Annotated in this window: 17 protein-coding genes; 6 read left to right on the top strand and 11 right to left on the bottom strand. The window is 38.2% G+C overall.

Features of this window, described 5'->3' with window-relative positions:
* Nucleotides 1–126 precede the first annotated feature (126 nt).
* A complete protein-coding gene (locus K6V21_RS14685) occupies nucleotides 127–591 on the top strand; it encodes an N-acetylmuramoyl-L-alanine amidase (RefSeq protein ID WP_224319066.1) in 465 nt (154 codons plus the stop codon).
* Between the two features lie 336 nt (nucleotides 592–927).
* On the opposite strand, the gene K6V21_RS14680 is transcribed toward K6V21_RS14685, so the two are convergent.
* A complete protein-coding gene (locus tag K6V21_RS14680; protein WP_224319065.1) occupies nucleotides 928–2,673 on the bottom strand; it encodes an HNH endonuclease in 1,746 nt (581 codons plus the stop codon).
* 208 nt (nucleotides 2,674–2,881) lie between these two features.
* On the opposite strand from K6V21_RS14680, the gene K6V21_RS14675 reads away from it, so the two are divergent.
* The 5 genes from K6V21_RS14675 to K6V21_RS14655 all read left to right on the top strand — a co-directional run bounded on the left by K6V21_RS14675 (nucleotide 2,882) and on the right by K6V21_RS14655 (nucleotide 15,801).
* Entirely contained in the window at nucleotides 2,882–4,405 is a 1,524-nt protein-coding gene (locus tag K6V21_RS14675; RefSeq protein WP_224322050.1) for an ATP-binding protein, read from the top strand.
* A gap of 16 nt (nucleotides 4,406–4,421) precedes the next feature.
* Nucleotides 4,422–5,123 (top strand): hypothetical protein, encoded by a 702-nt coding sequence (locus K6V21_RS14670; RefSeq protein WP_224319064.1) that lies wholly within the window; start codon nucleotides 4,422–4,424, stop codon nucleotides 5,121–5,123.
* A 314-nt stretch (nucleotides 5,124–5,437) separates the two neighbouring features.
* Nucleotides 5,438–9,727 carry an AAA domain-containing protein gene (locus tag K6V21_RS14665; RefSeq protein WP_224319063.1) on the top strand — a complete coding sequence of 1,430 codons (4,290 nt, stop codon included), beginning with the start codon at nucleotides 5,438–5,440 and terminating at the stop codon, nucleotides 9,725–9,727.
* Entirely contained in the window at nucleotides 9,717–15,113 is a 5,397-nt protein-coding gene (locus K6V21_RS14660) for a DarT ssDNA thymidine ADP-ribosyltransferase family protein (protein WP_224319062.1), read from the top strand. The genes K6V21_RS14665 and K6V21_RS14660 overlap by 11 nt, the downstream gene beginning before the upstream one ends.
* Nucleotides 15,106–15,801 (top strand): macro domain-containing protein, encoded by a 696-nt coding sequence (locus K6V21_RS14655; protein WP_224319061.1) that lies wholly within the window; start codon nucleotides 15,106–15,108, stop codon nucleotides 15,799–15,801. Before K6V21_RS14660 ends, K6V21_RS14655 begins: the two co-directional genes overlap by 8 nt.
* A 535-nt stretch (nucleotides 15,802–16,336) precedes the next feature.
* On the opposite strand, the gene K6V21_RS14650 is transcribed toward K6V21_RS14655, so the two are convergent.
* From K6V21_RS14650 to K6V21_RS14605, 10 genes are all read right to left on the bottom strand, one after another.
* On the bottom strand, nucleotides 16,337–16,960 hold the full coding sequence (locus K6V21_RS14650; protein WP_224319060.1) for a hypothetical protein: 624 nt from the start codon (nucleotides 16,958–16,960) through the stop codon (nucleotides 16,337–16,339).
* The gene (locus K6V21_RS14645) at nucleotides 16,960–17,859 is read right to left on the bottom strand and encodes a relaxase/mobilization nuclease domain-containing protein (RefSeq protein ID WP_224319059.1); all 900 of its coding nucleotides are present in this window, start codon (nucleotides 17,857–17,859) and stop codon (nucleotides 16,960–16,962) included. Before K6V21_RS14645 ends, K6V21_RS14650 begins: the two co-directional genes overlap by 1 nt.
* Nucleotides 17,843–18,211 (bottom strand): MobC family plasmid mobilization relaxosome protein, encoded by a 369-nt coding sequence (locus tag K6V21_RS14640; RefSeq protein WP_224319058.1) that lies wholly within the window; start codon nucleotides 18,209–18,211, stop codon nucleotides 17,843–17,845. The genes K6V21_RS14645 and K6V21_RS14640 overlap by 17 nt, the downstream gene beginning before the upstream one ends.
* Before the next feature lie 101 nt (nucleotides 18,212–18,312).
* Complete coding sequence (locus K6V21_RS14635) at nucleotides 18,313–20,118, bottom strand: DUF3987 domain-containing protein (protein WP_224322049.1); 1,806 nt, start codon at nucleotides 20,116–20,118, stop codon at nucleotides 18,313–18,315.
* Nucleotides 20,069–20,668 (bottom strand): BT4734/BF3469 family protein, encoded by a 600-nt coding sequence (locus K6V21_RS14630; RefSeq protein ID WP_224319057.1) that lies wholly within the window; start codon nucleotides 20,666–20,668, stop codon nucleotides 20,069–20,071. The genes K6V21_RS14635 and K6V21_RS14630 overlap by 50 nt, the downstream gene beginning before the upstream one ends.
* Entirely contained in the window at nucleotides 20,665–21,018 is a 354-nt protein-coding gene (gene mads1, locus K6V21_RS14625; protein ID WP_224319056.1) for a methylation-associated defense system helix-turn-helix domain-containing protein MAD1, read from the bottom strand. The genes K6V21_RS14630 and mads1 overlap by 4 nt, the downstream gene beginning before the upstream one ends.
* A 312-nt stretch (nucleotides 21,019–21,330) precedes the next feature.
* The gene (locus K6V21_RS14620; protein ID WP_224319055.1) at nucleotides 21,331–22,593 is read right to left on the bottom strand and encodes a site-specific integrase; all 1,263 of its coding nucleotides are present in this window, start codon (nucleotides 22,591–22,593) and stop codon (nucleotides 21,331–21,333) included.
* On the bottom strand, nucleotides 22,590–23,135 hold the full coding sequence (locus tag K6V21_RS14615) for a helix-turn-helix domain-containing protein (RefSeq protein ID WP_224319054.1): 546 nt from the start codon (nucleotides 23,133–23,135) through the stop codon (nucleotides 22,590–22,592). The genes K6V21_RS14620 and K6V21_RS14615 overlap by 4 nt, the downstream gene beginning before the upstream one ends.
* Before the next feature lie 203 nt (nucleotides 23,136–23,338).
* Nucleotides 23,339–25,258, bottom strand: coding sequence for a molecular chaperone DnaK (gene dnaK, locus K6V21_RS14610; protein WP_217713865.1), 1,920 nt, complete (start codon nucleotides 25,256–25,258; stop codon nucleotides 23,339–23,341).
* A gap of 27 nt (nucleotides 25,259–25,285) precedes the next feature.
* The gene (locus K6V21_RS14605; protein ID WP_224319053.1) at nucleotides 25,286–25,435 is read right to left on the bottom strand and encodes a hypothetical protein; all 150 of its coding nucleotides are present in this window, start codon (nucleotides 25,433–25,435) and stop codon (nucleotides 25,286–25,288) included.
* Nucleotides 25,436–25,495 lie beyond the last annotated feature (60 nt).

Here is a 25,495-nt window from a genome sequence, read left to right as displayed (position 1 = left end):
GTCTGATTTATTATAAAAGAATACAAAAAGGGGAAATAAGTAACTGTTAATGTGAACCTTGATCTCTTTCTATTGTTCTCATGCGATTAATAAACAAACTATTCACCTTCAAAACATTTAACAGCTATGAGAACTGTTCATCTGATAGTTATTCATTGCTCCGCAACAAAGGAGAATGAAACATTAACGGAAATTGAATTCGAAAAGTCGCACCGCCAGCGTGGACTAAATGGTATCGGTTATCATTATTACATTCGGAGAGACGGAAATATTAAGAGTACACGTTCTGTTCGAAAACCCGGAGCTCATGCCCAAGGGCACAATCTTGACAGCATCGCTATATGTTACGAAGGTGGTCTTAACCGGCACGGACTTCCCAAAGATACACGCACTCAATGGCAAAAGCACTCCATGATTGTTTTACTCAAAACGCTCCTTATTGATTATCCGGACTGTCATATTTGCGGGCATCGTGATTTACCTCAAATTATGGATAACCATTCATTAATAGAACCGGAATCATGGCTGGAAGAATGTCCTTGCTTCGATGCAGCGACTGAATATCATTGCTTACGCTATAGCAATGACTAGAAGAAACCTAAAGCAAAAAAAAGTCGTAAATCATTGATTTACGACTCTTTTTTTAATATGACAGTCTATTTACTTCACTTCCTCAAAATCAACATTATCTCAGTATGAGCAACTTGCGTACACGTGTTGCAATTATATCGCAAATCCGAAAATAAGCATCCATAAGCAACCACAGCTCTTGACTGCAAAAGTACGATTTTTATTCATAAACAACGGGATGTAAACGCATAAAAATCAAAAGGAAGCTGTATTTTTAATAGATTCTTCAGTTTTATCCCTACCTTTGTAGATAGTGTGGGATTGTACCCAAGAACCAATAAGAAAGCGATTAAGATATCATTCACTGTAATGTTTCATCATTGACTGTTCCACATCTTCCTTAGGATGTTGAATATGCCCCATAGACTCCATCAGATAGTCTGCAAGCCGTGAGAAATCATACTTATGAAATTTATCTGCAACTCTTTTCTTTATCTGTTTACATGCTACATCAAGTATATACTCAACAAAAAACGGAGACATCTCTCCAGCCTCATACGAACAAACCTGAGACATACACTTATGGCTGACATCTACTTTACAAACTGTTTTTAATACAGTTTCCCGATTACAAATTGCCAGAATTGCAATTTTTCCAGACCAACTACAATTGGACTGTGAAGCATCAATATTAAAATTTTGATCAATAATGCTGACAATAGAATCTTCAATTCTTAAATCCTTTGCTAATTCTATATTCAATGTTTGATTTTCTATCTTAGCTTGAGCATTAACGATATTTATCAGAGATGGATTAAACGGAGGAAAGTCAACTGTATTCGGATTCTTTTCTTGAGTGTGATTAAAATAACTTTGATCAACAATCTCACACTCATTTTTATCAACCCATTCCTTTACATGAGCAATCTTATCAACTCTATCTGCCATATCAATCTTATCTATATTCAGTCTTGTTCCTGTAAATTGAATGCTTTGGATAATATAGCTCAAATAAGGTATTAAATAATCACTCTCATAGATTTGTTCATCCTTTCCAAATGGCACGATATAAAAGAAAGTCAAATCAATCAAAGTCAATGCAACAATACACTTTGGATACTGTGAATTTACAGTCTGTTTATGTCGTACAAAGACCTTTACTAAAGGCTGACTTATGCATGAATCACGATAGACATAAAATACATTTGGAAGTACTTTGGGAACAAAGTAACCCTTAATCCAGTCAATTGTTGTACCGAACTCGTTCACAAGATCACGCGGCATTAAATCTATAGCAATCTTGGCTAGCGTCTTATAAATTCCTAAATGTGTTATTGGATCAGCACCTTCAAGTTTGACAAAATATTGACTTTCTGTCTCGTAAAGAATCGCCAAACGTGATATTTTAAGTTCCCCAGTAGGGCCATCATAGTAAAAATTATGCCCATACACTTGAATAATTTTATTTTTCTTGTTAGCAATTTTATTCTCCGACCGACGAAATTTAAGATATTCCGTCAATTCCTTGTCAATATAACTCAAAACAGAATTACAACTCTGGCATTCATCATTACAGAAAATAAATTTATTCCCAAGAGCATCAGGAATTGCATGAGCATTTTTCTTCTTAAAACGTACCTCAGGATATTTCTTACCACAGAAACGACAGATGCAAGTCTTTAAATCATCTGGTCCTGTATATTCTTCCTTGTCTCCATACGATATTATATCATATGATGCGGAAAAATTAGCGTTTCCAACCATAAATATAGCTTTCTTTATCAAATTATTATCTACCTTCAACAAAGCTCCCTCTCTAAGAAATGCTAAGTGCGTATTATCTATTTGGCAATTAAAATAATTCTCAACTTTATATAAATCAAATTCTTGTGATTTATAACTACTACAGATCTCATGTATTCTGTTTTTTAGTTTTCGGGTACAATGGAAAAGTTTATTGTGAGAACTATCATCTATCCATTCAACCGGAGTTACACCACAGAACAGATTAAGCATATCCATCCATGCAGGATGCGACTGTGGAAGATTAATCCCTAGTTCAACACCTGATTCATTAAAGATTCGACAAACAAAGCTCGACATATCAAAAGCAAATTAACATATAATCCCCAATATACATCCATAAGCCGCTAGGCTCTTAATAACAAAAGTAGTTATTTCCTTCATAAGCAACGTGACATAAACGCATAAAAAACAAACAAAGGGATGATTTTAACATTGGTTCTACGGTTTAATCCTTACCTTTGTGTATGATTGTGTGGAATTATACCTAAGAACCAATAAGAAAGCGATGCAGATACATAACAATACATTGATAACTGAATGCTCAGCTTACGATTTCAAGGAAATGCTGGAACGTAAGAAAGTAAAGTCATGGCTTAAATCCGTATCAGCTTTTGCCAATACGGACGGTGGCAGTTTGTTCTATGGAGTGAACGATGACGGAATGATTGTTGGTTTGGAAAATCCGCAAGCCGATGCAGACTTTATCAGCGAAATGATAAAGGCAAGACTTGATCCTGTTCCGGAAGTGCAACTTATTCCGATAGAACATGAAGGACATACTCTACTTGAAGTGAAAGTAAAGGCAGGAATGCTAACACCTTATTATTATTACCAAGACGGAACACGCACTGCCTATACAAGAGTGGGTAATGAAAGTGTGGAATGTAACTCCCAACAATTACTTTCGTTGGTATTAAAAGGCACGCATATGACTTGGGATTCACTTCCTACCCAAGTGGATGCCAACAAACATTCCTTCATTATCCTCGCCAATACATTTCATGAACAAACTCACCAGGAATGGAATGACAAATACTTGGAATCATTCGGACTGGTCACATCAGACGGCAAACTAACCAATGCCGGATTGCTGTTTGTGGATAACTGTACCGTATTCCAATCACGTATTTTCTGTACCCGTTGGACTGGACTCTATAAAGATGATGCCATCAGTTCCGTAGAACATCGGGCGAACCTTGTATTGCTCTTAAAATATGGGATGGACTTCATCAAGAACTACACCATGAGTGGCTGGGTAAAGATGCCAAACTATCGTCTCAATCTCCCCGACTATTCCGACCGTGCTATATTTGAAGGATTGGTAAACCATCTTATCCATAGAGATTACACAGTAATGGGTGGTGAAGTACATATTGACATCTATGATGACCGTGTAGAACTAGTATCACCCGGTGCGATGCTTGACGGTACACAGATTCAAGACCGTGACATATACAAAGTGCCGTCCATGCGTCGTAATCCTGTTATTGCGGATATGTTTACACAATTGGACTATATGGAGAAACGTGGCTCGGGCTTACGGAAAATACGGGAACTTACGGAGAAACTGCCCAATTTCCTGCAAGGTAAAGAACCACAATATCAAACGGAAGCGACTTCTTTCTTCACGACCTTTTATAATCTGAACTGGGGGGAGAACGGAAGAATACCTGTTGGGGAAGTGGCCAACAGGGTAAATAGTACCCTCGAAAAGTACCCTGTAAACGAAGAAAGTTCGGAGAAAAAGTTCGGTGTAAACACGGAATGGTTCGGTGTAAACGAAGAAAGTTCGGAGAAAAAGTTCGGTGTAAACAGCAACGAGCAACCTAAAAAGGTTAGTAGAACAGCCCAAAAGATCATTGATCTAATCATTTCTGATTCATCAATCACTGCAGAGAACATGGCAAATAAAATTGGTGTATCAAAACGTGCGATTGAAAAGAGCATCAAAAGTCTTCGAGATATGGGTATTATTATCCATGAGGGTTCTGATAAGGCTGGCTATTGGCGCATTATTGTTAAACCATAAACCGAACAATAAACCTATGGGAACATCTTTCATACCACTCAGTGCAATAATTGCCGTTTTGATTATCGCTTTTTTGTTTGCCTCCTTACCGCAGGTAAACCATAAAACGCGATACAGAGCGCTTTATGCAATAGCCATCATCATGCTATTAGCCGTTATTCCTATCAGTGAGTACATGGCTAGGGACACCAAAAATTCAAGCAACAATTATCTGCTTGTCCTAATATTCGATATTGCAGTAGGGTATTTTTGTATGTACATTGCTGCTTTGCTGAAATTCAATGTTCTTAAACGAAAGAATCAAGCATTAGAAAATGCCTTGACAGAAAAAAAGCAAGAGAAAGTATCTGTTTTATTGGAACATCAAAACGAAAAGCAACAAGCTCTTCAGCAAAGAGAACTTGAATGGTTAGCAGATAAAATCAATATGTTCACTGAAGAAGAACAGAAAGCGATTCTTGCCAGTGCTCTATCGTTTGCCGAACATGACTGGATAGTTGCTCCCTTAATCAACATACAGCCCAAAGACACTTGCAGTCAGCAAGAACTTATGTACTACGTTTGTTCCGTCTTTTTCAATCTGAGCAAGAAGCGCAATGAAATTGTAAGTTTCTTAATTCAAGTCTTTCCACTCTACTTCCCTGCTGGAGAAAGCGCATTAGCTAAAAAGATGCCGGGATTGGAAAAGGTAAAAGAGAGAAGGGAGAAAGAAGGATAAGTAAAATAATGATTATGAAAAAAGAAGCAATCATATCAGCAATACTTGACGTTTGCAAAGACATGGGTTTGGACTATATAACCAAAGTAAAGTCTGCCACATAGAATGCTGATGTTGTTGTTGAACATAATACATACAAGTTGGCTTTATCCAACTCGATGACTAAGAACACGTGTTGGCTGAATCAGAATTAGGAATTGAAAGCGAAAAGATCGTCTTTCTTCTCTTCAATAAAGAAAGTGAGATAGCATTCAAAGATACTGATTACAGAATATTTAATGTTAATAATTATCCAAACTCAAAAATGTAAAGTTATGATAATAAAAGACTTCGATTGGGATGCTTATGAAAACAACCAAGTCAATGACGAAATAAACATAGAAGAACAAAGATTAGATAATGAAAAATTGTTGAATGCTATAAACAACAACGAAATAATCGAAGGTATAATTATTTCGATAAATAAGCGCGAAGTTATTGTCAACGTAGGTTATATACGCGATGGAATAATTTCTGCATCTGAGTTTCGTTATAATCCCAATCTTAAAATAGGTGATGTTGTTGAGGTAATAATCGAAAAAGAAACTTCTATAAATAAATATCTTATCATTTCCCATAAAAAAGCTCGCTTGAAAAAAACTTGGGAAAAAGTTAAAACTGCATTAGAAAACAATGAGACAATCTCTTGTTATGTGAAATGCCGCACCAAAGGTGGCATGATTGTTGATGTTTATGGCATAGAAGCATTTTTGCCTAGTTCTCAAATGGACATTGTAAGAGTTCCTGACCTCGAGGTATATGTAGGCAAAAACCTTGATGTCAAAGTTGTTAAGATTAATAAAGAATACATGAATGTTGTGGTCAGCCATAAAATGGTAGTGACTGAAAACTTACAGAAAAAAAGTTCAGACAAGACTCTTCTAAAAGATATTTGGCAGAAACATACGGAAGTCCAGGAACAGATATTGCGTCAGAGGACAGTTCCCCTTGCGATTGACCCTTCAAAATCAGAAATTGTCAATGAGAAGCTTCATGTTGTTCTTGACACTTCTGACAATACTGAGCAAATTAAAAAAGCAATAATTCAGACTTTGGACATAACAGAGGATTACTGTCATTTCGATGATGGTTATATCATTGCGCCAATCTCTAATTGGTGTAAGTTGGATGAGTCTGTAAAATCAAGGTTAAGTACAAAAGCTAATAAAGAATATGTTTCTTTTACTTTCTATCCTGTAATCGATGGTAAGATAACTGATCAAAAAGCTCAGTTTACTGGAGTAAAAGGATTATTAGACAAACTTGAAATTGACTACGACTTTGACAAAAACAGACGTTTACAGATTGCCATCAATGAACTTCACAGGCTTAAAAGCAATGAAGACTTCAAGCAGTTGCAGGTCTCTTTACCTGATACTGCATCTGCAATCATACCCACTTATCCAAGCATTCTATATTATCTGGACAGAATCTATCCTAACCATAATTTCAAGAATATTGAGACATTCAAAGAACATACAAGTGCTATAGGTGGAGTCTCTGTTCGTAAGGAACTTGTCATAGAAGGAGGTTACTTCAATAACAAGGTATTAGAACAATTAAATGAACTTTTTGACCTGAGAATGTATCGAGTGGAATTTGATTTCAAAATCAATGAAGATGTACTCAATACATATGATTGGTCAAAGAATATATTGGGCTTACCTAAAGGAAAAGATGGTATTGTTACTTTTTGGAGAAAGATTAAGAAAGCCCCAAAAACCAACATCGAATTTGAAGAAGAAATAGAGGATGAGGAAACATCCGAAATGTTTTCTGATACAGAATACTTTAAGAGTAATATCACTGATGATTTTCATTTCGAATATATGCTTGACCGCAAAATTATCGACAAGGTATTTGGCAAGAGAAACTATGTAGTAACCGAACGCTATTTTTATGAATACAAAGAAAATAGAACATGGGCTACTACCGAAGAACTCGATCGATTTAATGATCAAATCCACATTGAGCTTAGAAACAAGAGCTTTGGCATAGAAAGAAACGGTTCATCAATTGGCATTGACTTCAATTGGAAAGAAACTAGTCTTCCAGAGCTCTTGACTCAGCTGAGTCGAGAGTTTGGCTTTATTGATTTTGGTCTGTATAAACGAGGTCACAAATGTAACTTTGATATAAAATACAAGAAAGCTGAGCTGACTGGAATCATGGAAGAACTCCGTAATGCTTTTGAGGATCTAAACATAGAACTCGTCAAGAAAGGTACGGAGCTATCTTTCTTTAAAGAATTTACGAAAATAGAAGATCTTCTTGCTTTTAAGCCTCATCTTGCCCATAAGTTGAACTCTTTTGATTCTTCTCGTTATTCGTGTACGATTTCTGATGTTCCATCGGACTGCGTAAAGTTATTATACTTCTATGACAAACAAAGCCGTAATGAGGAACGAATCGAAGCTGTTCAAGAACTTAAAAGCGCAGATTTCTTAGCAGGAGATCTTCCAATCGGTAAGTTGATTCGAATTTCAGCATATCCAGAGATTGTTTTGGATATTTCTGGTGACAACTATGAATTTACAAAACAGCTGTTTGAAGAATCCAATGTAGAGTATATCACACCTGATTTGTCTGGAGATCTGGAAAAACTTGCACGACTAAAAGAATCATTAAATAGGATTATCGAAGGAAGGGAAATAGAGAATGTTTCTTTAGGAGATTTTATATTTGATGCATCTAAGGCTGCGGGTATAAAAGATTTCGATGAGAATATAAAACTTGAACTACAGGAAATAAGCAAACATATTCTCAATAAAAAAATTGAAAATAATGAACCTCAGAAAGTTGCAATAGCTAAAGCACTCCTTGCTCCAGATTTGGCTTTGATACAAGGACCTCCAGGAACAGGTAAATCTACAGCTATTGCAGAAATGATTTGGCAACACACAAGAGAGTTCCCTGATAAAAAAATACTTCTTACGTCAGAGACTAACCTTGCTGTAGATAATGCTATTGACAGAGTTGTCAATGACCAGCATAATCTAATTAAGCCTATTCGCATAGGCGACGAATCTCGCTTGGAATCCGAAGGCTTACAATTTTCTTACACAGCCATGTACAGATGGGCAAAAGGCGAAGATTGGAGAAAGAAAAAAGGCACTGTTGACCTCGATGACGATGATGAAGAAGACAATGCCGTAACAACTATCGAAGATTCAGTATATGAAGTACCCGAAAAGCTTATATTACTGAATTGGATGGAAAATATAAGCAGACGCATGGATATGGAAAAGATGCCATCAGAAGCCCAAGAGTTATGGAAAGAATTACTTGATGAGCCAACTCCTGAGCTAAAGAACCTTTTCTTTGAAAACTATGTGTCTAATTGCAACGTCATTGGTGCTACATGCAGCTCAATCGGTCAGAAGAATATTATTCTGTCAGAAGCTATGGAATCAGGAAAGCGGAACCGATTTAAGCCGACCAAATTCTATAGCATCTATAGGCAGATTTTCAGTAAAAGAGATGGGGAGTACAACCCTAAGATTCGATTTGACATGGTCATACAGGATGAGTCCAGCAAAGCTACTCCTGCCGAATTGTCATTGCCATTGATCTATGGTGTCAAAAACGTCATTATTGGAGATCATAGGCAGCTTCCTCCTATGTTGTCTCGTGAGTCCTTCATCAATTCTTTTGATTATAGTATCAAGCGAGAAAAGAATGATGAAGAAAAGCAGAAAATGAAAGAGTTGCGAAGTTACGTGCTTAAGAACTTCAAAACTCTTGAGGTAAGTCATTTTGAGAGACTATACAATCAGATTGACTCTAATCTTAAGGGTGTCTTCAATTATCAGTTCCGTATGCATCCAGCCATAAATGATGTCATCAAGCAATTCTACAAAGACGAAGGCGGTCTGGAATGCGGTTTAGTGACACCAAAAGATTTAGGTGTGAACGATCTTGACTTCATTAATAATGGAGCTTCAAGGTATCATGGGATTACGGCAGGACCTATTACTCCTGACACCCATGTACTCTGGATTGATTCTTCAAGTCCAGAGATGCTGGACGGCACATCACGAGTAAACTATGGCGAAGTACAGATCATTAAGAAACTATTGACTCAACTTAATGAATCTGAGTCATTTCATCAATACACAGACAGTTGGGCAAGTGTGGAAGACAAGCAGATTGGCTTGATTTCATTCTATGGTAAACAACTTCGTCTGTTAAAGGAAATGACTAGAGAATTTGATAATTCTCAGATACCTATTAGAGTAAGCACTGTAGATAGATTCCAGGGCATGGAACGAAATATCATCATTGTTTCAATGGTTCGAAGCCATTGTATACAAACAGAAAAGGGTCAGAAGCCCAATTTCGAGAACTACCCAGGAATGGGTTATCCAATTCAGGAAGACCTTGGATTTGCCCAGTCACCGAACCGTCTAAATGTTGCCTTGTCGCGAGCAAAGCGATTGCTAATAATCGTAGGCGACAGCAAGCTCTTCAGAACAAAGGATATCTATGACAATGTCTATACGACAATTAGTGATCCAAATAACAAATATGGTAAAATTATAACAGCTCAGGAGTATGGATTATAAGACGATAATTGAAGAAGGTAAGCTTATATATTCTTCACGCACGACAGACACAATGTTCCGTGAGTGGAGATTGGCAAGGACTATGTGCAATGTAAATTACTACACCACATATCCTTTGACCAAACTGGACAGAATCATACTGCTGACTCTGGAAAAAAATGGAAGAATCTACGAGAATCAACTTGCTAAAACACTAGGATTCAATGTAGAAAATGACTTCGATGCTAATCCAAAACGTTATGCAGACAAGGGTGAGGAAGGTATTTTTCAAGGAATACTTTCCGAGGTCGCTTCGTATGGACTTATCAACAGAAAAGACCATCTGATTTGTTTGTCTAACATCGGATGTCTTGCCCTAAAAATGGGGATGAAATACACCTTCCATAGTGGCTCTGTTGCCTTGATGGAAAGCTTTGACCTTGAACCAAAAGAAAGCATAAAATACAAGATGTTCCCATTCCGCGATGCTTTGGGAATAGTCACAGGAATCCCAAACAGTCAGATTCTGAGCTATGATGACTTCGATTTTCCGGAACTGAAAGAATACATTTATGGCGAACCTTCTGAGTTGGTGTCTCGATTGTCTTTACAATGCAATAGTGAAGTCAACATTTTCAAAGCCGAAAAGAGTACAGAATCTCGCATGGGTGAGATTTATGTTGATTTTAGGTTATATGAGATTAACGGAAAGAAATATCCGTTGGTATTTCATAATGGTACTATATCAAGACATACTAACGACCTTCTTTTACAAGATTGCAATAAGTTATACATAAACAAAAAAATCCACATTGGAGAATATCTGTATCTGGTACGCGAAAGCGAAGAAGTACTAGATTATCAATCTATGATTCCATATAAAGATGTTTGGAATCTTGATGATTTTCTTAGCAACAGCCGTCTTGATTGGAGCGACGAAAGACTTTTTACGGAAATTGCAAAAGAAGCAAATGGCTCTCAATGGAATATGATTTCTGACGTATGCCCTACAGACGACTTAGTTCCTCACTTGACAGAATATAAGGACTCTTTGGATTGGATCGTACTGTCAGCACGTTTTGACGATGACTTTATAGTTGACTCTGCAATTTCTTATCCATGGGACTTCGAGACATTGTCTGCTGAGAGAAGCGCAGACTTCATTAAAAGAGTAATTGTCATTCCCCAATTGCATAAAGATATAGATTGGGATTGGGAAACTATTTTATCGAAACTCGATGATGAGTTTGTCATCAACAATATTGCGAATGTTCCATTTGATATGTACTCTGTATCTGAGAGATACCTTAGCACATATCCTGATGTCATTGTTAATCATCCTGATAAAAGATGGGACTGGCAGTATATTTCGACTGAATCAGATTTATCATACATACTTAAAAACGTATCTGCATTATCAAATTATTTGCAGTTTGAGACGGTGATGTCAAGAGCGTTTATGTCTTCTGAATATGCTGATGCCTACTGTGATTCAAGCGAATTTACATTTGCTGTTATTCAGAAGAAAGAGTGGCTACAAAATCGCTATCTTGCCAACACAGCAGAATATTTATGGACTATAAAGCTGATAGATTGGCATGAGAAGTTAGGCTTTGTAATGTGGAAATCCGAAAACAACATGGAAGGTCTTGAATGTAATAAAGGCATTTCATGGACTTCTGAGGTATTCGAGCACTATAAAGACAGCTCTTTCTCTGTCAAGGGTCTGAAACACATATCTAAATCTATTACCGATAATGTCTTAATTGACCTGAATCCCGAATTCAAATGGATTTGGTCTGTGTTATCGGGCAGGGACATCATAACTAATGATGTTGATTTTATCGAGAGACACGTATCTGAATTGTCTCTAGGCATTGCTATACCATTAATTGCAGCCGATCATCTAACTACTCTATACAATAGAGCAGATTTCAAACAACAGGTAACCGAGCAGAAAGTATGGGATAAACTTACTGATTGCATAGAAAAGGTCACAATACTTAAAAATATAACCGATCCTAACTGGGATTGGCATATGATTACAAAGAATTTCTGTTCAACTCTAAACTTCGCAGCCCTTGATAAGCTCAATGTCTTAGACAAACTTGATTGGTACTACATTTCTAACAATGCAGATACTAACAAGATAATAGATTGTCTTGATGATTATGAAGATCGATGGGATTGGTCTGTTTTGACTAAGCGCTTAGATCATGATTTCATCACTGACAACCTTCCTGAGTATTTCCAGCATTGGGATTGGGACTACATAATCACAGATGTCTTAACTGAAAATGACTTGGGTAAGTCAGATCTTAGAATTGAACTTGCTATCATCTTTTCTCAGCTTGACAAAGAGATTAGAAAGAACCTATGGTGCAAATTAACTGTTAGATTTAGCACCGAGGATATTTTCAATATCGTTAAGACTAATTCTCAACTGACAAACGTTTCGGTTGTTTATGAGTGGAATTATTCTGATGTATATAACAGACAGGATTTCGACATCAATAAGATTCTAACTGAATATAAGGATACGGAATTTCCTATTGACTGGGATGCTCTATCGGCATCAAAGGCTCTTAATAAAATCTTATTATGGGATAAAAAAGCCATTAAAGACTTTTCTGTTTGGGAAGATGTAGTTCTTAGCATCCTTTCGGATAAAGCATACAACTGGAATTTTAAATATCTTTCTACATTAGCATCAATTAACTGGTGCGACAGTATTCTTCAATCCAGAGAAAGTGAATGGGACTGGGCATATTTATCTGAACATAGCAAATGCTTCAGTTTTAACCTGAAACGTCCATTTGAAATTGTAAAACGCATTCGTAGATTCGATAAATATTTAGACTTTGGCATTTTGTCGAAGCGAATAGACATGAAGCTTACAATGGAAATGATGTCAGACCTCCTTAAATATAGTTGGGATTGGACTGCAATTTCTTCAAACAAAGGATTCTTACTTACGGCTGATTTTGTTCAAGAAAATAAAACACTTTCATGGGATTGGAAAGAACTTTCTTCCAGAAAAGATTGCAAATTCTCTCCAGAATTCATTCTTGACAATAAGTCTCTATCATGGGATTGGCAGTACCTATCTAAGCGTAAAGAGATTCCATTTACAGCAGAGATAATAATAAAACTCGTAGATAAGGAATGGGATTGGAAAGAACTCATTGGAAGAACTGATCTTGTATTCGAAGAAGATATGCTACCGAAATTAGTAGACAAGGATATTGACTGGAAATCTTTTAGTCAAAAAGATAGCTTCTTTCCTACTTTGAGAACGTTGAACCTACTGAAGGAAAAGGATCTTGATTGGGATAGTATTTCTAAACGTAAGGAACTACTATACGAAGTGATAGTTTTATACAAGCACAAACTCAATTGGGCAATTCTGACAAAAAGCAGTCATATCGATTTGAGCAAAACCAAAGTTCTTGAAACATTCAAAGATAACCTTGATTGGACAATTGTCTCTTCGGATCCCCAACTTACTCCATCTATGGAAAACCTTAAACAGTTCAAAGATAGGGTAAATTGGTCTGTTATTTGTAAAAGAAGAGATATTGTCATAGATGAGACTTTCCTTGATGCTTTTGAGAATAAGATTGACTGGAAAAGAATTTCCCAAAATGGAACTATTGTATTCACTCAAGAATTGATAGACCGCTACAAATATAGATGGGATTGGATTGCTTTGGCAAAGAACCCAGCTTTCAGATCATCTGGAATTGAAAAAGCATACACGAGTGAACTTAACCTTGTTGAGTTCTATAATAACCTTAAAGAACGTGAGTATAAGCCATTTGTATACCATTTTACCCATATGTTTAATGCAATAGAAGTCATCAAGACAAGAAAAATATTAAGCAGGAACAGAGCAAATGAACTTGGTTTGCTGAAATATGATGCAGCAGGATCTGTTGTGCATAGATCTGCAAAAGCGCATCCATTTGCACGTTTCTATTATAGAACTGGAACACAAACGCAGTTCTATAACGAATGCTTAGGAAAGCAGCGTGGCACAAAGTATTTCAGCAAGGCAGAAAATAACGGTCTTCCGATGTGTCCTATGCCAGTTTTCTTCAAATTTGATCTCCAAGAAGTTCTGGCAAAACATTCCAATCTATGCTATTACAGTACTGGTAATATGCAAACAGGTTGGGCAAGAGTATATAAAGTTGTAGATGACCCTAATAACATTGATTCTGTAAATCTGTACAGCAGCGGATGGAGTAAAGTCGTTCAAGAAAAAAAACAACAAGAATTTCTTGTTAAGAATGAATTTGACTTTTCGGAATTAAACGACTATCAAATAATTTGCTACGACCCCGAAGAAACTGAAATACTAAAGTCAATATTCAAACATGACCCTATTTGTGAACACATCTATTGCGCCGACGACGTAGAAAGTATATTTGAAAAAGAGAACCCTCCATTGGAATTCGATATTTCAAAGCAAAGAATAAATATAAAGACTTCATATATTGGTGAGTATATATTCCAGATTGAGAGTGCTCAAATCAACAAGATACGAGTGAATAATAATCCGTCTTCATTCATTAAGGCTATAAAAGGGCATGTAATACAGGTACGTGAATATATATCAGTAGAATGTGGTAATGTACCTTTTGATATTTACTATGTTAATATGAATCCAAATGCACGCTCTCCAAGATGGCTTGTTTATCAATACAAACCGGAAGTGCATGAAGAGAAAATTACAGATTCCAATATCTTAGAGGAGTTCCTAGGAATAAGTTTTGAAGATGATGCCTATTCGCCAGAAGAGCTGATTACATCATTAGAATTAGTAATGCCTAAACTTGAAGGATTTTACAACACACGTGTGAGACATTATGTCGTAAACACACACACAATGTTGGTTTGTAAACAATTTGAGAAATATGCATTTAATTTTGATACAAATTATATGAGTATTGACCTAATGCGTATTGTGCTCGCTGTACACGATATAGGGAAAGCTATTGACCGTGCAAATCAACATGAGCACACATTATCTATAATAAATGAACTTTGGAACCTGACTCCTTTCACTGATTATGAATTGAAGCTAACAGAAGTTCTTTTGAAAAATGACAATATGGGCACATATTTTCAGAGAAAATTCAGTACAGAAGACTTAAAAAATGAAATTTTAGAGGATGCAAAGGCTCTGAATATTCCGCAAAAAATTCTTCTTCAATATAAGATGATCTTGTATCAATGCGATATATCTTCATATACAAAAGATGCTGGTGGTCTAAAATATCTTGAACACATGTTTGAATATGAAGATGGCGAGAAAGTCTTTGATGATAAAGAAGGCATCATTGTCATGTCATCAGAATATATTGAACGATATAATCTACTAAAATCAGAAGTCGATGGCTAATATAACTTTTCATAAAGGTAATATCTTCAACACCAAGATGCAGACTATTGTAAATACAGTTAACTGTGTAGGTGTCATGGGGAAAGGTATTGCGCTTGTATTCAAGTTGCGATACCCAGATATGTTCGAAAAATACAAAGAGCTATGTCAGTCAAAGTTAATTGGTATAGGAAAGCTTTGGCTCTATAAATCAGAATCATGCCCTCAATGGGTGCTTAACTTTCCGACAAAATTTCACTGGAAATACCCAAGCAAGATTGAATATCTTGAAGCAGGTCTTCAAAAATTCGTGGACACATATAAAGAAAAAGGGATAACTTCAATAGCCTTTCCTCTCTTGGGAACCCATAATGGAGGTTTGAACAAGGTTGAAGTACTTGATCTTATGTATAAGTATTTGGAGAAATGCAATATAACCATTGAAATATATGAATATGATCCACTTTCTCCAGATGACATATTTGATAATTTCAAAGAGAAGTGGAACTGTATTTCGTACTCAGAGAAAAAAAATATCATGGGTAATCGTTTGACGAAGCAAATTGAAATTATTGATAAGGCAATCAATGAAGATCAGATAAAGTCAATGATTTCACTGATTGAATATCAAGGAATAGGTTTTACGACCATCCAAAAATGTTTTGACCTTGTGATGAGTTGCAAAATTAAACCAACTTTAGATTTTTAACATTTACTATTACAATAACTTACGAAGTACGGGATTCAGTTATTGAGTATATTAAAGCTACATCCCGATTCAAGGAGAAGACCGTAAGCGATGCGGTCTATTGGTTCATAAAGAATAAACAGGACAGTCTGTTTAAGAGCCCATATATATCGCTAAAGACACCTTTAATTTCGGCAGACAGCAAAAGAGAGTGCAAATATCCCATTAGACATTGTACCCAAATTTGCTCTTTACAAGTATCAATTACAGGCGTTTAAGCAACTGTCCATGAATTCTTATCAAGTAAGTGTTCTCTATTATATGTGGTCATCACACGCACATGAGGATTAGCAAACATGGTTAGATATGGTGTCCCATGTGGACCTGTAGCAGATTTGATATAGTGATTTTTAATCAGCAGGCTACATGTATGCAATTGTATAAAAATATAAAGGTTTGATACGTTTTTAAATAGGAATATTCCGTAAATAGTTAGATTTAGTAGGTAATAATAACATCAACCTACCAAATACTAACCATGATATGAGTAATTTGTTTATTGCCCAATAAACCTCTCACATTGTTCCTTCACCGCCCGATACATCGAATAATATGCAAAGGCTTCTTCTCTATGCTTCGTACTACTAACTGACGCTGCAACAGCCCACGTAACAATGATGACAATAAGAACTACAACATAGCGAAGTTTAATATGATAGCCACGTATAAACATCCCATTGATATTTGGCGGAATAACCGTTACAGGACTTTTTAGCTCATTGATTTTGGCAAGTATCTCATCCTGCCGTTTTAATATGCAATCGGTATTAGCCTCGATGTTCATGCGGTTGAGATTGTAATCGCAAACGTGCCGATAAAGATATTCAAGGAGTTTGGACTTCTGCTTGAATAACTCAACAAGTTTTGGGAACCACAATGAAAATGTCAACGTGTCCGATTGCTGTTTCCAGATATGATTCCTTACCACAGACAAAACTTCGTTCCAGCAAACACAGAAACTGTTGGCTACCACATCATAGATGGTTTTCTCGTCAATGTTCACTTCTACAGATTGTTCCGATTTGGGAATAGTGACATTCTGTTTTTCAATACACTCTTTTAGCTCGTTAATACTTTGGCGCAAATTTGCAAGATTCGCAGCTACTACATCTTCTTTCATTATCTTCTACGTCTTGAGGGTTTATAAAAAGGGTCATATCTTTGTTTTTCCTTGTCTTTGTCATCTCGCCATCCTTGTTCATTGCTGGTTCCTCCACCTGCACCGGAAGTGATGGATTGGTGAGGTTGTAAAATAAGTTCTGCGGTCACACTGCCCAGTGTTGTACAAAGGCGATTGAAGCTAAGGTCAGTATCAAGTTTAGAACCTGCAATGCTAAATTCATCCATACAAAAGGAGACTCCACGTATCTTGTCAGAGTTTTCAGCATGATTAAATCGCAAATCTATCCCTTGACTTTTAAGAACATGAAAGAAGTCATACCATGAGTGAGATATTGCTAACGCATCAAGAGTAGAGGAACGGAGATTATACTTCCGTAGTTGATGAGGACGTAAACGACTCTTATTTCTGGCTTTACTATTTTTAGGGGCAAAGTACAATCCATATTCTTTAGTCAAAGCCCGACATACTTTAGTATTACGTATTCTTTCATTGCTGTCGGAAATGAGATTGCCTTCATTGTCTATCCGATTGAACACCAAATGACAATGAGGATGTTTCGTATCGTGATGTCGGGCTATGATATATTGAGTATTGCTAATCCCCATTTGCTCCATCCATTTCTTGGCTATCTCCACCATCAGCGCATCTCCTTCTTCGTTATCGGGGAAACGGCTAATGTCTTGCGAAGAAAAAGCAAGTGATACGTGTTTCACCGGACTTTTTACTTTCGGGCGCATGGACGCTTGTATCTGAAAAGAATCGGCTATGGTTTTATTGCTGATGGCACAGACACTTTCGTGTGCTAAAAGTGTGGCACACTTCTTCTTGTTCTTTTGGTCATTGGCGTAATTCACAATTCCTCCAAAATCCGTTCTTGTTTTAATCTTCGCTATCATGGCTATTATTCTTTACTTGGGTGATAATTCTACTGACTTCTGATATGATTGAAAAGCATTGTTGTTTGACTGTATCCAAACCATAAGTGTGCATCTGATGGGCAATCTGGTTGACATTATTGGCTATACCGGAAAGGTCACGGATTGTCGATGCCATTTCCGGACTGATGCGCTGACAGACCTGACAATCCATTGCCGCCTGATGGCAAAATTCATTGACAGACAATCCTGCCTGTTCCGCTTTGGATTGGATATAGATATAGTCGTTCTCGGTAAACATTACCCGAAAACATTTCGTGCGTTTCTGATAACTCGCCAACTTAGGGCGACCGCCAAGTTTCTTCTCCTTCATATTTATCTTAACTTTATGTTCATAAATTGATTTTTTGAGAGTGGGCAGTTCCATCCGTTTACCGCATAGGTTTTAGTGACACTAAAACACAAACTTGCCACTCAAAAAATCTTCCTATATTTCCCCTGCTCTATCCGGCATAGCTTACCATCTTTAATAAAGGCTTCTATCCACTTGTTTGCCGTACTTCCATTTTCGCCCAAAGATGAAACCAGTGCATCATAATCCTTCTTTGTGAAAGTATCGGGTAACATATTATAAAGGGTATTCCTTCGTGCATAAACGCCAATCTCTTGCGAAGCGGAATTGAATCGTTTGGACTGATTTCCTGACAAATTCTGATAAATGAATACGGCATGATAAAGTAAGGTTTCGCAAATACTCATGGCTATAGAATAGTCATACTCATGGCAAACCAATTGCTCTGTCTCGTCAAGTGAGGAAGAATTACGATGTACATTCTCCAAATGCCGGACAGCGGTCAACACCATCATTATACGATAAGCAATCAGTCCCATCCGTCTGACTACACCTTGCATCTTGTTATCTACTTCGTCACAACACTCCTCATTCACACGGCTGAGATATTCAATAAAGTGTTCCTGTAAATCGGAGGGAAGGGAAAAGGAATAATTTCCCTGCCGTACAAAATCCTCATGCAGATGGCAGAATTTATCTCCCAATAGTTTGAACATTGCATTTTTAGATTGGGAGATGTCGCTTGTGGCAAACACATTTCTTATGCCTCGTTTGAAGCGGATGATATAGAAGCAAAAGCGACTCATCAATCCGTTTTCCGCATCAGGTATCAATCTTCTTACCTGTTCGGGAGTTCCAGCCAAAGCTACAGAAACCCTCGGATTAGCCACCTCGCAATACTCCCTATCCTTGCGACGGCTCAAACTGACCAACTCATGATGAAATGCCTTTCGCAACACATCGGAATAATTGCCATAGTCCGACTTCAAAGCCTGGCTTAACGTATCGCCTTCCGATTCAAACAACAGTCCTATTCCGTCATTATCTCCCAATATCTTCAAGAAAGAGCTTGCGCTGCTATTGGCAGGAATGACAAGCATACGCATGGGCGGCTCGGCTGGCATAGACCTTCCACTATCTTTCTTGCCTTTGATATAAGCATTCATCGCTTCCTTGTATTCCTGTTCCAATCGTTTTGAAAGTTCATGCAAATGGCGGTTGATGGGAGCTACAAGTTCTCGGCATAAGGTCAATGCTCCTTTTCCCATACCGGCATCTGCCACAACGAATAGGTATAGATTCGGATAAACAATACGCTCATCGTACACACCACAAATATTATGAAAGCATACCGACAAACACACAATAGCCCCAATCAGTATCGTATCACGGTCATCTACCGAAATGGAGTTATTGACAACCTCATTTAGAAAAGGAGGAAGATGCTCAAACACACATTCAGGAAATGTAGGAAGTTCTTCCTCTGACTTTATCCATTTACCCGTTTTACCATTTTGGATATTTGGTAAAATGGATAAATGTTCTTTGCCGAACGGAGCCAATGAGATTCCGGCTTGATTTGCCAAATGGAAGAAAGAACGGATAGTAATGCCTTGTCCTTTGGATTGCAGACAATGCGTATATTGTTTGTCTGTTTCTTCCCTTTGATAGGCTGGATAAAACCGACTGATGCGATGGTAATACTCCCGTCCGTTCTCTCCCAAGCCATCCACAAGAGCAAAACCCAACTCTACCCAATCTTTGTAGGAGGGTGCTATATCAATGGCACGTTGTTCTATCTCCCGGACAACACATTCCACATCTTCCGCCACCTTATTATATATAGGAGCAATACTTGGCATATATGTCTGCTGTATTTCAGAAGGGACATTCTCCCAATCTTGGGCGGAAAATATTTTCTTCGACATCATCTTTGTATTTAGGGTTAATATATGCTTGTGGGTCGTAGGGTAAGAAGCATGAACGAGCCACATCACTGCCGGACATATCCACTAATGGCAAACCTGTTGCTTTGATACAGTTGGCAACAGCCTTAAAATACCGGGAATGTTCCCAACCTTTCAAATCAACAGGTATTATCCACTTCAATCCATTACCGGATGGACTGACAAATAACAGTTCCGTATCAAAATATTCATGATTGAGCAATTGCTGTTTTAGCTCCACGATATTCTCCACATGGTCGAAATCCAAACACATCAATCCTGAGTGCATAATCAGTTCCTTCTCATTGCGCTTGCAAAATAATCCCGAAAAAGTGCAATAGTCAAAATGAGTGGCTTTGTATCTTTTTGCTTCGGGAGAAGATTGCATCGAACGCAGGGTTTCGGTTTGCGGTTGCGCATAATGCCCGATGATATAACGATACACATCCACAATACCTACCGCCCTTATCGGTTCGATGTTTTGAATGGGCTTGCGAAAGAATGAAAAACAATAGTCTGTTGTTTCCATCATCTGATAATCTTTTTAGATTCGACAAATCGTCTGGCTTCTTCCATTAAGTCATCCTGTGTCTTATGCGATTTGTTCTTCAACCAATCATCAATCTCTGATTGCAGAAAAGCCAACGCTTTATTTATTTTATGTACGGGAATCTGTTTGGTTGATACCCATCCATAAACCGTTTGCTTGGCTGGATGTGATGGAAGATAAGCGCAAAGCTCATCTATATCCATCCACTTAGGTGAATTACTTGTCTGTTTATGTTGCAAGGCATTTACTTTGGATTGCAGTACTTCTACGGACTCAATCAAGTAGGACAACGCATTCGGCATTTCCTCCAATGAATTTACTTTATAAGCCATTTTCTTCGTATTAAAGTTGATGCCGCAAAAGTATAGGGATGTTTATGAGTGCTAAATAGGTGCTTGAAAGCCACCAATTAGCCACTTATTTGCCACCGATAGATTTAGTTTTCATTAACACAATGATTTGCTGAAAGAGATAATAAAATAGGAATAAACCACTATTAGGACTAATACTCTCTTCACAGAGAACGTCTATACAACAAAATCCCCCTCAAAAAGCCGATGCTTCATGAGGGGGATACGGTGGTAAGTGTGTCGTTGATACTATATAAGTCATTGGTGCTCAATGGTGGAAATCTCCACTATAACCTATAAAGCCAAATTCTCTATATACAGCGTATTGGCGGCTTTCTCTTTTTGTTCATTTACGATATGCGTATAAATCTGCGTAGTTTTGACGTTTGTATGTCCCATCAAAGACTTGATGGTGTATATGTCAACACCGTTTTCCAATAATAGCGAAGCGTAGCTATGTCTCCCGCAATGGAAGGTGATATGTTTTTTGATGCCAGATGCTTCTATCCAAACTTTCAGAGGACGGGAAATCCAAGAGGCATCAGTCAATCCTTCAAAAACGAGAGCTTCGTCATTGCTTGAGCGTTCACCGCATAATTGAAGGGCTTGTTGAATGACTGGCTTGTAATCGGGCCTTTTTGTCTTTTGCTGAATTACGACTGCTTGCCATGTGCCCTTACTTGTTTGCTGAATTTGTTTCCATTTCAAAGTTTGAATATCACTATGCCGCAATCCAGTGAGAATAGAGAACAAGAACGCACGTTTCAAAACATCATCCTTGCAAGGAGTATCAACCAACATTTGCACTTCATTCATGGTAAGCGCAACACGAGGTTTCTCTATATTTGTTATTCCCTTTACTTTCGCGCTTATATCAACGGTCAGATATTCACCAATGAATGCCTGTTTCAATCCAGCTTTGAGTATAGAGAAATAAGTCGATGCCGTGTTTTGTGAGATGGTACCTTTCTTATTCCCTCCCATTGGAGCACGGAGAAGGAACATCTTAATGTCTTCAAGCAGTTTAACGGAAATTGCCTTGAATGGAATTGGCTGCCCTTGCGAATACATTTTCAATAATTCGCCTACACGCCTCCAATTGACTATTATTGAATCAGAACTGTTGGGATGACGTGTGCTTATAATACTATTGAAATACTTGATAAAATCCTGTTCGCTCCGCTCATTCTGTGCAGCGATTTCATTTTCCTTATCAGTGTATAGGATGGCACTATCGTATTCGTGTTGGCGTAACTTACGAACATTGTCAGCATAGATACAAGCCTCTTGGTCTATGGTTGAACGACATTGGATAATTCCATTCAAATCACGCTTAGGCTTATAGTTGAATGTTCCATCTGGCAAAATGCGTGCAATGGACGATTTATCCCAAACAGGTGTGGATATAGTCCGGTTAATGGATTCCACCACACGACTTGCCCGTTTAGAACCTCGCTTATAAACCGGGTATGATTCTATAATCAAATACCACTCTTCTTTGTAGTTCGACCTTCTGAGCTTGACGGTCACTTTGGTATTAGGTAATGCTTTCTTCATAACGACTTATATAATTTATCAATTTCAGATTTGGGAACATAAACATAGTTACCGATTTGGCGTGTAGGAATAGAATGACGGCGTATGTGCTTAAATACACTGCTGTCATTGATATGGAACTTCTTTGCGATCTCTCCGATGGTGTAACAGTCTTTGGGTTCAAAGGACAATGCTTCCTTTTTTCTCTTTCTACTGCCAACCTTTGTTTTGAAGTGTTCATCCATATACTGCCGACTAATGCGTGTCAGACGCTGACCAAAATTGTATGATGGTATCAAGCCCTGCCGTATCATACGATAAAGTACATCTTTGCTAATACCGTAAATCAGCATAGACTCTTTAACTGTCAGGTACCCCTTACTAGATGGGATTCGCCTGACCAATGCTTGACGTACCGCCTCTTTCTCTTTTGCGATTTGCCTTTTCTTGTATGCCCTCTTGGAACAAGCAGGACAACAATACTTTGACATCAATGTGGAAGGAGTAAAGATTTTACCACACTCCTCGCAACTTCTTTGAATGGTGTAATTTCCTCTTGGCATATTCTTCTCGTTTTAAATGGTTTATATCAATTTAAGTTGTACCTTATCGCCAAATAAGACGTGTCGCAAACATGTCGCAAATAAGAGATAAAAAAGCCCATAGAAAACACATAGCAACCATGAACCCCATAAACGCAAAAAGCGTGCAACTCATTGAGCTGCACGCTTTTGCTTATTGTTTATTATCTGTATCCTTATCGGAATCATTTGACTTCCTCGAAATCTGCATCCTGCACATTATCACCATGCTTACCGTTATCCTGAGCACCGCCAGCTTGTCCGGCATTCATATCAGGACCAGCCTGTGCACCACCTTGAGCACCGCTTTGTGCATACATTTCAGCACTTGCAGCCTGGAATGCAGTATTCAATTCTGCCATAGCAGTATCAACAGCAGCCAAATCCTGTGCTTTATGAGCATCTTTCAGTTTCTGCAAAGCAGCTTCAATCGGAGCTTTCTTATCAGCCGGCAACTTGTCGCCCAATTCCTTCAACTGATTTTCAGTAGTGAAGATCATTGAGTCAGCCTGATTCAGCTTGTCAATCTTTTCACGCTCTTTCTTATCAGCTTCAGCATTAGCTTCAGCCTCAGCTTTCATCTTATCGATTTCTTCTTTGCTCAAACCGCTAGAAGCCTCGATACGAATGGCTTGTTCCTTACCGGTAGCCTTATCCTTGGCAGACACCTTCAAGATACCGTTAGCATCAATATCGAACGTAACCTCAATCTGAGGAACACCACGACGAGCCGGAGCAATACCTGACAAGTTAAACTGACCGATCGACTTATTCTGAGCAGCCATCGGACGCTCGCCTTGCAATACGTGGATCGTTACTTCGCTCTGGTTATCAGCAGCAGTAGAGAATGTTTCGCTCTTCTTGCACGGAATAGTAGTGTTAGCATCAATCAGCTTAGTCATTACACCACCCAGAGTTTCGATACCCATAGACAGCGGAGTAACATCCAGCAATACCACACCCTTGATTTCATCCGTCAACACAGCACCTTGTACGGCAGCACCTACGGCTACTACTTCATCCGGATTCACACCCTTAGAAGGAGCTTTACCGAAGAAATCTTCAACCAGTTTCTGTACGGCCGGTATACGTGAAGAACCACCTACAAGGATTACTTCATTAATATCCGAGTTGCTCAAACCAGCATCAGACATAGCCTTCTTACACGGTTCCAGACAAGCCTGAATCAAAGTGTGAGCCAGAGCTTCGAACTTAGCACGAGTCAAAGTCTTCACCAAGTGCTTAGGCACACCACCTACCGGCATAATGTACGGCAAGTTGATTTCAGTACTTGTAGAAGAAGACAATTCAATCTTAGCTTTTTCAGCAGCTTCCTTCAGACGTTGCATAGCCATCGGATCCTGAGTCAGGTCAGCGCCTTCGTCATTCTTGAATTCATCTACCAACCAAGTGATGATTACCTGGTCGAAGTCATCACCACCCAGGTGAGTATCACCGTTTGTTGACAATACTTCGAATACACCGCCACCGAATTCCAGGATAGAGATATCGAATGTACCACCACCAAGGTCGAATACGGCAACCTTCATATCTTTGTTCGCTTTATCGATACCGTAAGCCAAAGCAGCAGCTGTCGGTTCGTTTACGATACGTTTCACTTCCAGACCGGCAATCTGACCGGCTTCTTTTGTAGCCTGACGTTGAGAATCGGAGAAGTAAGCCGGAACAGTAATAACTGCTTCCGTAATTTCTTGTCCCAAATAGTCCTCAGCAGTCTTCTTCATTTTCTGAAGAATCATAGCTGAAATTTCCTGCGGAGTATACAGACGTCCGTCGATATCTACACGCGGCATATTGTTATCACCCTTTACAACCTTATATGGCATACGGGCAACTTCTTTCTGTACCTGATCCCAAGTTTCACCCATGAAACGTTTGATTGAAGATACGGTTCTTGTCGGGTTCGTGATAGCCTGACGTTTTGCAGGGTCACCCACTTTACGCTCACCGCCGTCAACGAATGCTACGATAGACGGAGTAGTGCGTTTTCCTTCACTGTTTGCAATTACTACAGGTTCGTTACCTTCAAATACAGCAACGCAAGAGTTTGTAGTTCCTAAGTCAATACCAATAATTTTTCCCATGATCTTTAATATTTTATTTGTTATTATTCAAGTTTCGGTCGCCTGCATCAGCAGCAGACGCCAATAAAAAGACAAACGTCGTGCCAAAATGTTCAGGAAGGTTGTAATTTTATAGGTTGGCAGAAAGGCTGTCAGTTTGGCAGAATTCTTCTTTGTTTTTCTGTCGAAAATTACCATTTGTTAATCGCCCTCCCACATAAAAGCAGTAATTTTGCCGACGAAAAAGCAGAGAGTACA

Origin of the sequence: Bacteroides cellulosilyticus (genome assembly GCF_020091405.1) — a bacterium.
GTDB lineage: Bacteria > Bacteroidota > Bacteroidia > Bacteroidales > Bacteroidaceae > Bacteroides.
This window is presented reverse-complemented; position numbering and strand designations above follow the sequence as displayed.